This is a genomic window from Chondromyces apiculatus DSM 436 (assembly GCF_000601485.1).
GTDB lineage: Bacteria > Myxococcota_A > Polyangia > Polyangiales > Polyangiaceae > Chondromyces > Chondromyces apiculatus.
Map to the genome: position 1 here is coordinate 37,073 of NZ_ASRX01000093.1, position 12,175 is coordinate 49,247.

Sequence of the window (12,175 nt, forward strand, 5' to 3'; positions counted from 1 at the left end):
TGGACGAGTCCTTCCGCCGTGCCTGTGAGCTTCACCATCAAGGATCAGTGCAGATGAAGTATTTCGCCCTCTTTAGCTCGTTCGCGCTTGGCCTCGGAGTTGCCGCTGGCGCGTGCGGTGACGATGGATCGAACCCTGGGGGCGATGGCGGCACGACCACCTCCGTCGGCGGCGCGGGAGGAACGGGGGGAGCGTCCGCATGTCCCACCTCCCTGGACAATGCCTGCGGGACCTGCATGGGCGAGGCCTGCTGTGAAGACCTCTCGGCGTGCGAGGACGATCCCGACTGCTGGGCTTGCGTGAACGCGCAGGACAGCGAGGCCTGCGAGCGCACGCAGGAGACACACGAGCGTGTCGATCGCTACCTCGTCTGCCGCGGCGGCTCCTGCCAGCAAGCGTGCATCGAGGGGGGCAACGGCGAGTGCGAGGGAGATCTCGCCCCCGTCTACGAACCCGCCTGCGCCGCGTGTCGCGAAGGGGCTTGCTGCGACGAGGTGGCCAACTGCGCCGCCAACGAGGCCTGCTGGGTGGACTGCTTCACCCAGCACGACACCGACCTCTGTCACGCCAATCAGGACGGCCACGCCCTCTACCACGCGCTGATGTCCTGCTTCAGCTCCGCGGACTGCGAAACCGAGTGTGCCGTGGACCCCGTCGACGCTGCCTGCGATGCGCCCGCGGATTCCCCCTCCATGGGCGCGTGCGTGCCCCAGAACGCGGCCTGCAACCCGGTGACGAACGCAGGGTGCACGGAGGAGGGGAGCGCCTGCGACATCGCGCCGAGCGGCGCCTTCCAGTGCTTCCCGGCCCCGAACACCCAGGCCATCTGCGAGCCGTGCTCTCAGTCGGTTGGCTACTGTGCTCCGGGAGGCACCTGCGTCCCGGGAAGCACCTGCGCCCGCTTCTGCTGCGACGACGGCGACTGCGGCACCGGTACCTGCGACAAGACGCTTCTGAACTCGACCGACGTGGGTGTCTGCGTCGCAGCGAACTGACCCTCTCCGCGGTCGCCGGAGCTTCCCCCGCCATCGCTCTGCTCACCACCCGGGCCCTCGCCCCCGCTGCATCCCAGCGCGCCGGGCCCTCCCTCCCAGAGCACTCCCAGGTCACGAGCCCGCGCGGATCGCGAGCTGCTTCCTGCGCAGGGCCCGTGCTGCTGGCGCATACAGCACCCGGAGGAGCCACCGGGGGCTGTAGCCACCCAGAAACAGCAGCACCCGCATCAAGAAGCCCGGTACCACCAGGGCTCTTCCCCGGTCGAACCCCCGGATCGCCGCGGCGGCGCAGGTCTCGGCCGAGATCATCAGCAACCCTGGCACATCCATCCCCGTGAAGTTGCCGACCGTGTCGTGGAACTCGGTCGCGACCGGTCCTGGACAGACCTGCATCACCCGTACTCCCGTGCCGGCGAGATCGAGCCGCAGACCCTCGGTGAACCCACTGACGAAGTGCTTCGTCCCGATATACGCCGCCATGCCAGGGCCGAACGTCAACCCGAACCCCGAGCTGACGTTCATCACCCCTCCGCGTCTCCGCGCCACCATCCGTCGCAGCACGCGATGGGTCAGGTAGGTCAGACTCGTGACATTGAGCGCGATCATCCGCTCGGTCTTCTGCCAGTCCGCCAGATCGAACGCGCCGAGGTCCCCGTATCCCGCGTTGTTGACGAGCACGTCCACGCCGCCGAGGTCGGCCTCGATCCGCGTGACCATCGCGTCCGTCTGTGTCCGGTCCGTGACGTCGCACTCCACGACGAGCACGTTCAGCGCTGGCGTCGCCCGCGTCAGCTCCTCGCGCAGCGCCTCCAGCCGGTCCTTGCGGCGGGCGGCCAGCACGAGGGCCTTCGCGCGCGGTCCGAGCCTCAGCGCCAGCGCGCGACCGATCCCGGAAGACGCACCCGTGATGAGGACAACCCCTTGATCCAGCGGTGATGTCACGTCGGCAGGGTGCCGCTCCGGGACCTGCGAATGCAACCGGTTCTTTCGGAGAGCCGGCGCTGCACCGCCAGGAGTGCGGTACGACGGTTTTTTGCGCCTTTCATGACCCGTGGAAGCTCATGCGTTAGGTTGGCCTCTCGATCAACGCCGAGGAGTCTTCACACCCATGCGCACCCTTGTCCTTGCAGCAGCTTTCGCGCTCGTCGCCACGCCCGCCCTCGCCCAGGAGGCTCCCGCCCCTGCCGACGTGGAGCGACCCTCCGACACCCATAACTGGACCAGGAGCCAGAACAACCGCGTGGGGCTCGAGGTCGACCTCTTCAGCAGCTCCCAGAAGGGCCGCGTCTTTGGCGAAACCTTCGAATTCAGCTCCCTCGGCCTCCCCATCACGCCCGTCCTGCAGCTCGAGCTGATCGAGAACCTCTACCTCGACGTCGAGATCCCGCTCGGATACGGGAGCGTCTCGAACAATGGCGACTCCACGGGGGGCTTCGTCTTCGGCAACCCCACCCTCGGCGCCCACTATGCCGCTGCGCTGAGCGACAGCCTGACGTTCCACGTGGGCGGCACGGTCTCCATTCCCACCATCCACGACCCCGACGAGGAGCAGGGGATTGCGGCATCGTTCTCCGCCATCACGCGGGCCCAGTACGACATCTACCGGTTCATTCCCGAGAGCATCGGCGTCCGCGCGCGCGGTGGAGTCGAGGTCCGCATCCTGCCCTACCTCTACTACCGGGGCGACATCGCCCCCACCGTCTTCATTCCGACGGGCGATGACGAAGCCGAGATCCTCATCGATCAGGGCAATGAAATCGAGGCCCGCAGTGAGGGTGGCTTCGGAGGAGGTCTCCGCTTCCAGGCCTCATTCCTCCTCACCGACGACGACCTCGTACAGACGGCTCTCGAGCCCTTCGTGAGCTACGAGCCCAAGCCTTCTGGCCTCTACGCTCGCCTCGGCATGCTCATCGCGCTCGACGAGACCCTGGGCTTCGGCTTCGACGAGGGCAAGGTCCTCTCGGGCCGCCTCGGAATTGGTTACAAGTGGTGACCTGAACCTCGCCGACCCCTCCGCGAGCGTTCTTGAGACCTGCGCCTGCTCTCAGCGGCGCCTCTCGTGCACCCCCCCGAGCATCTCGGACGGCCTCTCGTCTCGTCTCTCGGCCTTGCTCCTCGGCGTTCCTCCCCCCTCGTGGAACCCGTACACACCCACCTGATCGAAGCCCCGCCCCAGCCCCAGCTCGTCCTTGGTCCTGGCCACGTGGATGGTCCCGTCACGGATGTCCGTCACCTCGCTCCAGGACACCAGGCAGTCCCGAGGGAACAGGAACCCCTTCTCGACCATGAAGGAATCCGCCTGGGTGCCGATGACCTTGCCGAGCTTCTCTCCGTCGGCCCCCCGGACCTCCATGCCTTCCTCGATCCACACTTCCGACGGATCGTGCACCTCGCCCTGTCTCGGCTGCGTGCTCCCTCGCCACCCCATCAGCCTCGCCGCCGCGCGCATCCAGTCGCGACTGGCTATCCCGTAGTTCATGATTTCACACGATGCATCCGTCGTGCCCACCTTCTGGTGGTCACTTTTCATCCAGAAAGCTCCGGATGACCCGTGCCCACCCCGAACTGCACGCTGGCAACGTGTGCCCGTGAGCAACCATGGTCATCTCTCGGGCAAGGCCTGCACTTCCTGACCGGCCTTGCTGCCGGCCTCAGGGATGTGCCGACGCCCCCCCCGCGAGGGCTCATCGCCCGATCCCGCCCGCCATCCCGCCTCCGAGCGCGCCGCGCGCCGCCCCGCCCCTCGGCGCCCCTGCGCCACCGAGAGATCCTGCGCCTCCTCCGCGGCCCCCGACCGTGGCGCGCCCCCCTCCAGGGGCAGCGGGAGCACCCGCCGCCCCCGCCGTGCTGGGAGCGCCCGACGTGCTCTCGATCCCGACCCGTCCAGGCACCCCCGGGACCGTCGACCCTGGACCGAACCCGGGCGGCTGTGCCACCCCGGGCACCTGCGGGAACACTCCGGGAGGTGCGAACCCCGTCGTGGCGCCCGGGAACCCCGGAGGTTGCGCCACCCCGGGCACCTGCGGGTAGGACGACGACGACCCTGGCCCCGGCGCGAACGTCGCGCCTGGTACCTGGGCAATCCCGGGCGATGACACCGAAGGGGGCCGCGCCCCGAGCGGTACGTCACTGCCCCCGTAGAAGAACCCCCCCATCGCCGCCACGGCAGGCGCCTGCGCCATCGGCACGGGTTGCACCACCACCACGTGGGGCGCTGCAGGTGCGGCTGCGGCTGGTTCTGCCCTCGGCCGCGCTTCTGGCGACTTCGGCTTCGGCGCTGCAGAGAGCTGCACCCCGATGAAGCGCCGCTCTCCGCCCCGCATCACCTCCACCAGCACGGGTTCCCCGGGCGACAGCGTGGCCAGGTGCCGCTCCATGCCCTCCACATCCTCGACCCGCCGCCCATCCACGGCGAGCACCTGATCCCCCTTCTGCAGCAGCGACGCTGCCGGGCTCGACGCGATCGCCTTCTTCAGCCGGGCGCGAGCGGCAGCCGGATCCTTCCTCGCCTCCACCTGACGTGGCTCGCGCGTCTCGCCCTCGGCACGCCCTGCACGCTCCTGCGTGCGCTCTGGCGCAGTCGCTCTCAGCGAGGGCCGCTCTTCGAGGCTACTGCTGCTCCGGGTGCGCTCCTGCGCGCCCTCCCGGGCCGACGCGCCTTCCTGGGCGTCGCTGGCCCGCCTCCCCGTCGACTCCTGGCCTCGCGCGGTGTGGATGGCGGCGATCGCGACGCCACCCGCCACCATCATGCCGAGCGCCACGTGCACCGTCTTCGCTGTTCCGACCATGGCGGCCCTCCTGCTGTCCGCTCAAGCAAAGATGTCGCCATCCACCCACATCCCCTCCTTCCTCAGCTTGCCCTGCTGCGTCGTCTCCCTCCGTCCAACTCGCCTCCCCGCACGCCACCGACTACCTTGGAGCGCCCGTGCCCGTCCCTTCCAAGCTCCTCGACGACACCTCCGTCAGTGGCCCTCTCGGCTCGCTCGCGCTCTCCCAGATCCGGCCTGGCAGCTCCTCCCTCGCGCTCCGCGCCATCCGCTGGCACGAAGGCCTCGAACGCCTCGGCGTCGTCCTCCCCTTCGCCCTCGCCCACGACGTCGGCCTTCTCTTCGCCGCCCCCCGCGAGCAGCTCGAGATCGGCCCCCGCTGCCCGCCGGCCCAGCTCACCGCCCGCCTCCGCGACGCCCCCCGCCTCTTCGAGGCCTACCGCTCGCTCCTCGCGGAGATCGGCGACAGCGAAGCCGCCCGACGCGCAGCCCAGCTCAAGATGAATGACGACCTCATCACCGTCATCCTCTCCCGCGTCCTCGGCACCGTCGCCGCGCGCCTCACCCTCGCCCCGCCTTACCGCTCCCGCGTCCCTGTCGACGCCTCCCTCTTCGACGGCATCGACCCCCAGCTCCCCTCGCTCTTCCAGACCGCGCGCCGCGACTTCGAGCAGCGCGCCCTCGAAGCCCTCGAAGCCGCGCGCCTCTTCGTCCTCACCATGGCCGACGCCCTCGACATCGACACCCTGCGCCTCTTCGGCATGCTCGGCTCCGAGGCCAGCGCCGGCGCCCTCGCCCAGGTCGATCTCCTCGCGGCCCTCGAATCCCCCGAAGCCAACGACATCGTGAACTTCTCGCTCGAGATCCTCCCGAGCGTCCTCGAAACCAAGACCCGCCCTGCCTCGGGTACCACCGCCGCCTTCGGCTACTCCGGCATCAACACCCGCGGCACCATCGACAGCCTCATGCTCACCGAGCTCGCCTGGGACGACCTCGAGCTTGCCCGACGCATCGCCGACAACGAGGTCCTCTACTACGCCCGCGAGCAGAGCCGCGACGAGCAGCGCCGCATCCACTACCTCCTCATCGACGCCTCCGCCTCCATGCGCGGCGACCGCCAGACCTTCGCCCGCGGCATGGCCATCGCCACCGGCAAGAAGCTCCTCCTCCAGGGCGAAGACGTCGCCTTCCGCTTCTACGACGCCCGCCTCTACGAGCTGCACCGCGCCAAGGCCGGCCAGCTCCCCACCGGCCACATCCTCTCCTTCAAGGGCGAGCGAGGCCGCAACCCTGCCCGCGTCTTCGCCGAGCTCTCCACCGACCTCGACCTCACCCGCCACCACGACCCCCGCACCCCCGTCGTCCACCTCTTCACCCACGCGGCCCTCTACATCCCCCGCGAGATGATCCAGGCCGTGCGCGCCCACGCCCACCTCTCCGCCGTCTTCATCCTCCCCTCCGGCGGCGAGCTGGATCTCGACTACCTCGACCTCCTCGACGCCCACTGGGTCGTCGACCACGCCACCATCTCCGGCGGAGGCGCCGCCCGCGCCACCGCCGCGCGCTCCATCCTCGGCGAGACCCAGGGCGACACCACCGCCGGTCCCGCCTCCGTGCACCGCCCCCTCGACGCCCCCGCCTCCCGCCGCAGCGCGCCCTCGGGCTCCCCCACGACCGGCGGCCACTGAGCATGGACGCGCCTTTCGCCGGCCGCGCCGCGCCGATCACCACCCCGATCGCAGCGCCCCTCACCGCGCCAAGCGCGCCCCTCACCGCGCCAAGCGCGCCCCTCACCGCGCCAAGCGCGCCGCGCCGAGGCCCCCACCCTCGCCGCCTCCCGCCCCCGCGTGCGTGCCCGCGCCTCCCTCCACGCCGCGGCCAACCCCGTCCCCGGCGGCGCCCTCGTGCGCGTTGCCGGCGAGCGCATCGAGGACGTCCTCGCCTTCATCCGCGCGACCCTCGCCCCGCTCACCGCGCTCCTCGGCGAGGACCCCTGGGCCCGCAGGTGGTGAGCCGACCCGAGGGCGCCACGGCGCCCCCCGCGTGGAGCAGGTAAGGTGGTGAGCTGAATCACGCCGGTCTCCCCTGCGGCGGGTCGCAGCGCTGGAATTCCACCAGGACCGCTCCCTTGCTCGGGGTCCCTCCGGAGCGCGGGGGAGAGTGTCGCCACGTTGCTGGGGCCTCCGTCGGAGTCCACCGGAGGTCGCAGCAACGTTGCGACACCCGCTGTCGGAGTCCACCGGAGGTCGCAGCAACGTGGCGACACCCGCTGTCGGAGTCCACCGGAGGTCGCAGCAACGTTGCGACACCCGCTGTCGGAGTCCACTGGAGGTCGCAGCAACGTTGCGACACCCGCTGTCGGAGCCCACTGGAGGTCGCAGCAACGTTGCGACACCCGCTGTCGGAGTCCACCGGAGGTCGCAGCAACGTTGCGACACCTGTTTCCGCGCTCCTCCGGGGGCCCCGGCAAGCCCCACTCCCGGTCGTGCGCGCTACTGGATGGTGAGCGTGTCCGACATGAGGTTGAACGGCGAGTTGATGGACCGGGTCTGGTAATAGAAGGCCCCGCCGGAAGAGCCGCTCAGATCCCAGTACCGATACCACCCGACGATCACGTTGTTGCTGTCCGTGATGGCATACGCAGACCCGGGGACCTCGTACACCTGCACGCCGTCCATCGTGGCGTACTTGAGAGTCCCATAGCCGTACTCGAAGGTCTCCACGTACATCTCGCTGCCGCCGTGGTCTCCGAGCGTCGTGGTCTGCGTGGGAGCGATATTCTCCCAGTCGCCATAGATGAGGTAATCGTCCTCGGAGAGGACGCCGGTGATCTGAAGGTACGTGAGCGGCGGTGCCGGGTCCGACAGAGCGCTCGACGCGAGGAGGGTCGACGAGACAACGAGCGCTGCGGATGCGAATTTGAGCGACGAGAGCATCAGGAACACCTCATGGGTACGGACCAGGCTCGTCCGGCGCCAGGGAGGATCGAGGGCACACGGGGGGTGATTGCTGCACAACGACCTCGGAAGGTGCAGGCGTGCCGTGACGCCCCATCTCCTCCCCCCGGGCGCACCAGGACGAGCTGACTTCCGGTATCGTGGGCGCAGGTGGAATGTCAAGAACATGTGACCATCCCCACATCGAAGGGGAGAGGCATGTCAGGCCTTCGACCGGCCGTGCCTGGAAGCAGGTGTCGCTCAGCGCCCCGCTTGCTTCCCCTCGGCGCGCGCCATCTCGATGAACGCGCGCAGACCCCCGCTCATCTGCCGGCGGCTCGGGTAGTACAGGAACATGCCGGGAAACGGCGGGCACCAGCCGTCGAGGACGCGCACGAGCTGCCCTCCGGCCAGGTGGGGCGCGACCAGGTTCTCGAACACGAACGCGAGCCCCACGCCGTCGAGGGCGGCGCGGATCATGAGGTTCTGGTCGCCCAGGGTGAGGGGACCCGCCACGTCGACGCTCAGCTCCTTGCGATCCTTCTCGAACTCCCAGTGGAAGAGCGCGCCGCTCTGGAAGCGGTAGCGGATGCAGGCGTGTGACTTCAGGTCGTGGGGCGTCTCCGGCCGGCCTTTCCGCGCGACGTAGGCGGGAGAGCCGACCACGGCCCAGCGCTGCTCCGGGCCGATGGGGACGGCGATCATGTCCTGCTGGAGGCTCTCGCCGAAGCGGACGCCCGCGTCGAAGCCGGCGGCCACCACGTCGACGAGGCCGTCGTCGCACACGATCTCCAGGTGCATCTGCGGGTGGGCCTGGAGGAAGCGGCCCATCAGCGGGGCGAGCACCAGCTCTGCGGCGGTGTGGGCGGCGTTGAGCCGCAGCGTGCCGGTCGGCGTGTCGCGGAAGGCGTTCACCTCTTCCAGCGCGTCGGTGATCTCGGCGAAGGAGCCAGCGAGGCGCTTCATCAGGCGCTCGCCCGCCTCGGTGGGGGAGACGCTGCGGCTCGTGCGGTGGAGGAGCCGGACCCCGAGGCTCTCCTCCAGCTCCCGGACCGCGTGGCTCAGCGCCGAGGGGGTCACCTGAAGCTCCACGGCAGCGCGGCGGAAATTGCGGTGGGTGGCGACGGCCACGAAGGCGGAGAGGCGAGAGAAGTCCATCCGGGGGGCAGGCATCGGTGAGCTCCGCTCAACGGGTCGGTGAAGCGTCGGGAGCTTATCGGATCGGCTTTGATCGGCCAGATTCCAGTCATCGAGCGCGGGCGACGCAGGGACGCAGCGACGCGGTGGCGAAGGGCGCCTCCGCGCCGCCCCGGCGCCCACCCGACCCCGACCTACCCCGAAAGAGACGAGGAGATTCCCATGAAGATCTGGTTCATCACTGGTGCGTCCCGCGGCCTTGGCGCCGAGATCACCCGCGCCGCGCTGGAGCGTGGCGATGCCGTGGCGGCCACGGCGCGCTCTCCCAAGGACGTCACGGCCCGCCTCGGCGAGCACCCGAACCTCCTGCCGCTGGCCCTCGACGTCACCGACGAGGCCCAGGCCCACGCGGCCGTGAAGGCGGCCGTCGCGCGGTTCGGGCGCATCGACGTGCTGGTCAACAACGCTGGCTTCGGCGTGCTGGGCGCCGCCGAGGAGACCAGCGTCGCGGAGGCGAAGGCGCTCTTCGAGACCAACGTCTTCGGCGTGCTCCGCGTGCTCCAGGCGGTGCTCCCGCACTTCCGGCAGCGCCGCAGCGGGCGGGTGCTCAACATCTCGTCCATCGGCGGGTTCAACGCCGCCCCGGGCTACGCCGTCTACGCCTCGACCAAGTTCGCGCTGGAGGGGCTGTCGGAGTCGCTGGCCCAGGAGGTCGCGCACCTCGGGATCAAGGTCACCATCGTGGAGCCCGGCTACTTCCGCACCGACTTCCTCTCGGGCGAGTCGCTGCGCCCGACGGGGGCGCAGATCGCCGACTACGCCGAGAGCGTCGGCAAGGTGCGCCAGATCGCGAAGGAGCGCAACCATCTGCAGCCCGGCGATCCAGTGCTCGGCGCCCGCGCCATCGTCACCGTCGCCCACGCCGAGAACCCGCCGCTCCGCTTCGCGCTCGGCCCGGACACCTTCCAGCGCAGCCGCCAGAAGCTCGTGGAGGTCGCGGCCGAACTCGATGCCTGGGAGCACGTCGGTGGGGCGACCTGGTTCCCCGAGGGCAGCGGGAACGGGTGAAGGGGCGGCAACCCCACCCGGCTTACCCGGTCCACGCCGGTCCACCCCGGGTGGAACGGTGGGGGTCTTGCCACGCCGCAGCGCCTGGACCGGGGACTCGGGAACCCTTCGTCGTCACGTCCCGTCCCCTGGGCGAGACCCAGGGAACATGCACCTCTCCCCGCGCGAGATCGACAAGCTCCTCCTCCACAACGCGGGCTTCCTGGCGCAGAAGCGCCTGGCCAGGGGCGTGCGGCTCAATGTCCCCGAGAGCATCGCGCTCATCTCCACCCAGCTCCTCGAACTGATCCGCGACGGCCAGAGCGTCGCCGCGCTCATGGACCTCGGAAAGAGGTTCCTCGGCCGCAACCAGGTGATGCCTGGTGTCCCGGAGATCGTCGCCGAGGTGCAGGTCGAAGGCACCTTCCCCGACGGCACCAAGCTGGTCACCGTGCACCACCCCATCGCCGCCGAGCACGGCGACCTCGCCCTCGCCCTCCACGGAAGCTTCCTGCCGGTCCCGGAGCTTGCGCTCTTTGTGGCCGTCCCGCCCGAGCCCATCCCCGGCGCCTTCGAGATCGCCGAGGGTGACCTCGTGCTCAACGAGGGCCGCACCGCCATCCAGCTCCAGGTCACGAACCTCGCCGATCGGCCCATCCAGGTGGGGAGCCACTACCACTTCATCGAGACCAACCCTTATCTGCGCTTCGACCGGGAGCGGGCCTACGGGCGGCGTCTCGACATCCCCGCCGGCGCCGCCGTGCGCTTCGAGCCAGGCGAGACCAGGACCGTCGATCTCGTCGAGATCGCGGGAGAGCGCGTCATCCGCGGCGGCAACGCCCTCGCCGACGGCCCCGTGAGCCCCGAGGGGCTCGCCCGCGCCATGGAGCGCGTCCGCGCCTTCGGCTTCGGCCACGCGCCCGAGCCCGAACCGAGCCCCGAACCGAGCCCTGAACCGAGCCCTGAACCGAGCCGCGAACCGAGCCGCGAACCGAGCCGCGAACCGAGCCGCGAACCGAGCCGCGAACCCTGACTGAACCCCGAGGTCTCCATGTCCCGCCTCCTCTCCCGCCGCGCCTACGCGGAGATCTACGGACCCACCACCGGCGACCGCGTCCGGCTCGGCGACACCGCGCTCGTCATCGCCATCGAGAAGGACCACACCGTTCACGGCGACGAGTGCAAGTTCGGCGGCGGCAAGGTCCTGCGCGACGGCATGGGCCAGCGCGCGGGCGCGAGCCAGGCCGAGGCCCTCGACTGCGTGCTCACCAACGCCGTCGTGATCGACTGGACCGGCATCTACAAGGCCGACATCGGCCTCAAGGACGGCCGCATCGCCGCCATCGGCAAGGCTGGCAACCCCGACGTCATGGCCGGCGTCACCCCGGGGATGGTCGTCGGCCCCACCACCGAGGTCATCGGCGCCGAGGGCCTCCTCGTCACCGCGGGCGGCGTCGACACCCACATCCATTTCATCTGCCCGCAGCAGTGCGACGAGGCCATCGCCGCCGGCATCACCACCATGATCGGCGGCGGCACGGGCCCGGCCAGCGGCACCAACGCCACCACCTGCACGCCCGGCGCCCACCACCTGCGGATGATGCTGGAGGCCACCGACGCGCTCCCGCTCAACATCGGCTTCACGGGCAAGGGCAACGCCTCGAAGCCCGAGGGCCTCTCCGAGCAGATCGTGGGCGGCGCCATCGGCCTCAAGCTGCACGAGGACTGGGGCACCACCCCGGCGACCATCCGCTGCTGCCTCGACGTCGCCGATCAGCACGACATCCAGGTCACCATCCACACCGATACCCTGAACGAGTCGGGCGCCGTCGAGCACTCCATCGCCGCGTTCGAGGGGCGGACCATCCACACCTACCACAGCGAGGGCGCAGGCGGCGGGCACGCCCCCGACATCCTGCGGGTCTGCGGAGAGCCCAACGTCCTCCCCTCGTCGACGAACCCCACCCGCCCCTTCACGGTGAACACCCTCGACGAGCACCTCGACATGCTCCTCGTCTGCCACCACCTCGACCGCAACATCCCCGAGGACATCGCCTTCGCCGAGTCGCGCATCCGGGGCGAGACCATCGCCGCGGAGGACATCCTCCACGACCTCGGCGCCATCTCCATGATGTCCTCGGACTCGCAGGCCATGGGCCGGGTCGGCGAGACCATCACCCGGGCCTGGCAGACAGCGGACAAGATGCGCCGCCAGCGCGGACGCCTGCCGGGTGAGCGTGACGAGCGTGACGAGCGTGACGGGCGCGGCGAGCGCGGCGAGCGCGGCGAGCGC

The 12,175-nt window shown here is 70.1% G+C and carries 12 protein-coding genes; 7 read left to right on the forward strand and 5 right to left on the reverse strand.

Annotated elements, in window-relative coordinates; genetic code table 11:
* Window positions 1–53: 53 nt before the first annotated feature.
* Window positions 54–995 (forward strand): hypothetical protein, encoded by a 942-nt coding sequence (locus CAP_RS38440; protein ID WP_044250175.1) that lies wholly within the window; start codon window positions 54–56, stop codon window positions 993–995.
* Window positions 996–1,106: 111 nt separating this feature from the next.
* Here CAP_RS38440 and CAP_RS38445 read toward each other — a convergent pair whose 3' ends face one another.
* The gene (locus tag CAP_RS38445) at window positions 1,107–1,937 is read right to left on the reverse strand and encodes an SDR family NAD(P)-dependent oxidoreductase (RefSeq protein ID WP_044250204.1); all 831 of its coding nucleotides are present in this window, start codon (window positions 1,935–1,937) and stop codon (window positions 1,107–1,109) included.
* A gap of 166 nt (window positions 1,938–2,103) precedes the next feature.
* Here CAP_RS38445 and CAP_RS38450 point away from each other — a divergent pair, with 166 nt between their 5' ends.
* Window positions 2,104–2,988: a hypothetical protein gene (locus tag CAP_RS38450; RefSeq protein ID WP_044250176.1), complete on the forward strand. Its 885-nt coding sequence runs from the start codon at window positions 2,104–2,106 to the stop codon at window positions 2,986–2,988.
* A 51-nt stretch (window positions 2,989–3,039) separates the two neighbouring features.
* Here the strand turns inward: CAP_RS38450 and CAP_RS38455 are convergent, their stop codons facing one another.
* Complete coding sequence (locus CAP_RS38455) at window positions 3,040–3,474, reverse strand: PRC-barrel domain-containing protein (protein WP_156041519.1); 435 nt, start codon at window positions 3,472–3,474, stop codon at window positions 3,040–3,042.
* Between the two features lie 205 nt (window positions 3,475–3,679).
* Window positions 3,680–4,783, reverse strand: coding sequence for a PDZ domain-containing protein (locus CAP_RS55405; RefSeq protein WP_044250179.1), 1,104 nt, complete (start codon window positions 4,781–4,783; stop codon window positions 3,680–3,682).
* Between the two features lie 137 nt (window positions 4,784–4,920).
* Here CAP_RS55405 and CAP_RS38465 point away from each other — a divergent pair, with 137 nt between their 5' ends.
* Together CAP_RS38465 and CAP_RS51465 are read left to right on the forward strand one after the other, a co-directional pair.
* Window positions 4,921–6,450, forward strand: coding sequence for a hypothetical protein (locus CAP_RS38465; protein WP_231511947.1), 1,530 nt, complete (start codon window positions 4,921–4,923; stop codon window positions 6,448–6,450).
* A gap of 159 nt (window positions 6,451–6,609) precedes the next feature.
* The gene (locus tag CAP_RS51465; RefSeq protein ID WP_156041520.1) at window positions 6,610–6,774 is read left to right on the forward strand and encodes a hypothetical protein; all 165 of its coding nucleotides are present in this window, start codon (window positions 6,610–6,612) and stop codon (window positions 6,772–6,774) included.
* Between the two features lie 480 nt (window positions 6,775–7,254).
* Here CAP_RS51465 and CAP_RS38470 read toward each other — a convergent pair whose 3' ends face one another.
* Window positions 7,255–7,698, reverse strand: coding sequence for a DUF4879 domain-containing protein (locus CAP_RS38470; RefSeq protein ID WP_044250207.1), 444 nt, complete (start codon window positions 7,696–7,698; stop codon window positions 7,255–7,257).
* A 261-nt stretch (window positions 7,699–7,959) separates the two neighbouring features.
* Entirely contained in the window at window positions 7,960–8,871 is a 912-nt protein-coding gene (locus CAP_RS38475; RefSeq protein ID WP_044250180.1) for a LysR family transcriptional regulator, read from the reverse strand.
* A 186-nt stretch (window positions 8,872–9,057) separates the two neighbouring features.
* Between CAP_RS38475 and CAP_RS38480 the strand changes: the two genes are divergently transcribed.
* From CAP_RS38480 to CAP_RS38490, 3 genes are all read left to right on the forward strand, one after another.
* Window positions 9,058–9,903: an oxidoreductase gene (locus CAP_RS38480; protein WP_044250182.1), complete on the forward strand. Its 846-nt coding sequence runs from the start codon at window positions 9,058–9,060 to the stop codon at window positions 9,901–9,903.
* 148 nt (window positions 9,904–10,051) lie between these two features.
* Window positions 10,052–10,915, forward strand: coding sequence for an urease subunit beta (gene ureB, locus CAP_RS38485; RefSeq protein ID WP_081865711.1), 864 nt, complete (start codon window positions 10,052–10,054; stop codon window positions 10,913–10,915).
* Between the two features lie 18 nt (window positions 10,916–10,933).
* A partial coding sequence (locus tag CAP_RS38490; protein WP_044250183.1) for an urease subunit alpha occupies window positions 10,934–12,175 on the forward strand: 1,242 nt, incomplete at its 3' end.

Excerpts from the sequence above, each read along its gene's own strand:
- CAP_RS38475 (WP_044250180.1), bottom strand. The coding sequence starts at position 8,871 with ATGCCTGCCCCCCGGATGGACTTCTCTCGCCTCTCCGCCTTCGTGGCC.
- CAP_RS38440 (WP_044250175.1), top strand. The coding sequence starts at position 54 with ATGAAGTATTTCGCCCTCTTTAGCTCGTTCGCGCTTGGCCTCGGAGTT.
- CAP_RS38470 (WP_044250207.1), bottom strand. The coding sequence starts at position 7,698 with ATGCTCTCGTCGCTCAAATTCGCATCCGCAGCGCTCGTTGTCTCGTCG.
- ureB (WP_081865711.1), top strand. The coding sequence starts at position 10,052 with ATGCACCTCTCCCCGCGCGAGATCGACAAGCTCCTCCTCCACAACGCG.
- CAP_RS38480 (WP_044250182.1), top strand. The coding sequence starts at position 9,058 with ATGAAGATCTGGTTCATCACTGGTGCGTCCCGCGGCCTTGGCGCCGAG.
- CAP_RS38455 (WP_156041519.1), bottom strand. The coding sequence starts at position 3,474 with ATGAACTACGGGATAGCCAGTCGCGACTGGATGCGCGCGGCGGCGAGG.
- CAP_RS38450 (WP_044250176.1), top strand. The coding sequence starts at position 2,104 with ATGCGCACCCTTGTCCTTGCAGCAGCTTTCGCGCTCGTCGCCACGCCC.
- CAP_RS55405 (WP_044250179.1), bottom strand. The coding sequence starts at position 4,783 with ATGGTCGGAACAGCGAAGACGGTGCACGTGGCGCTCGGCATGATGGTG.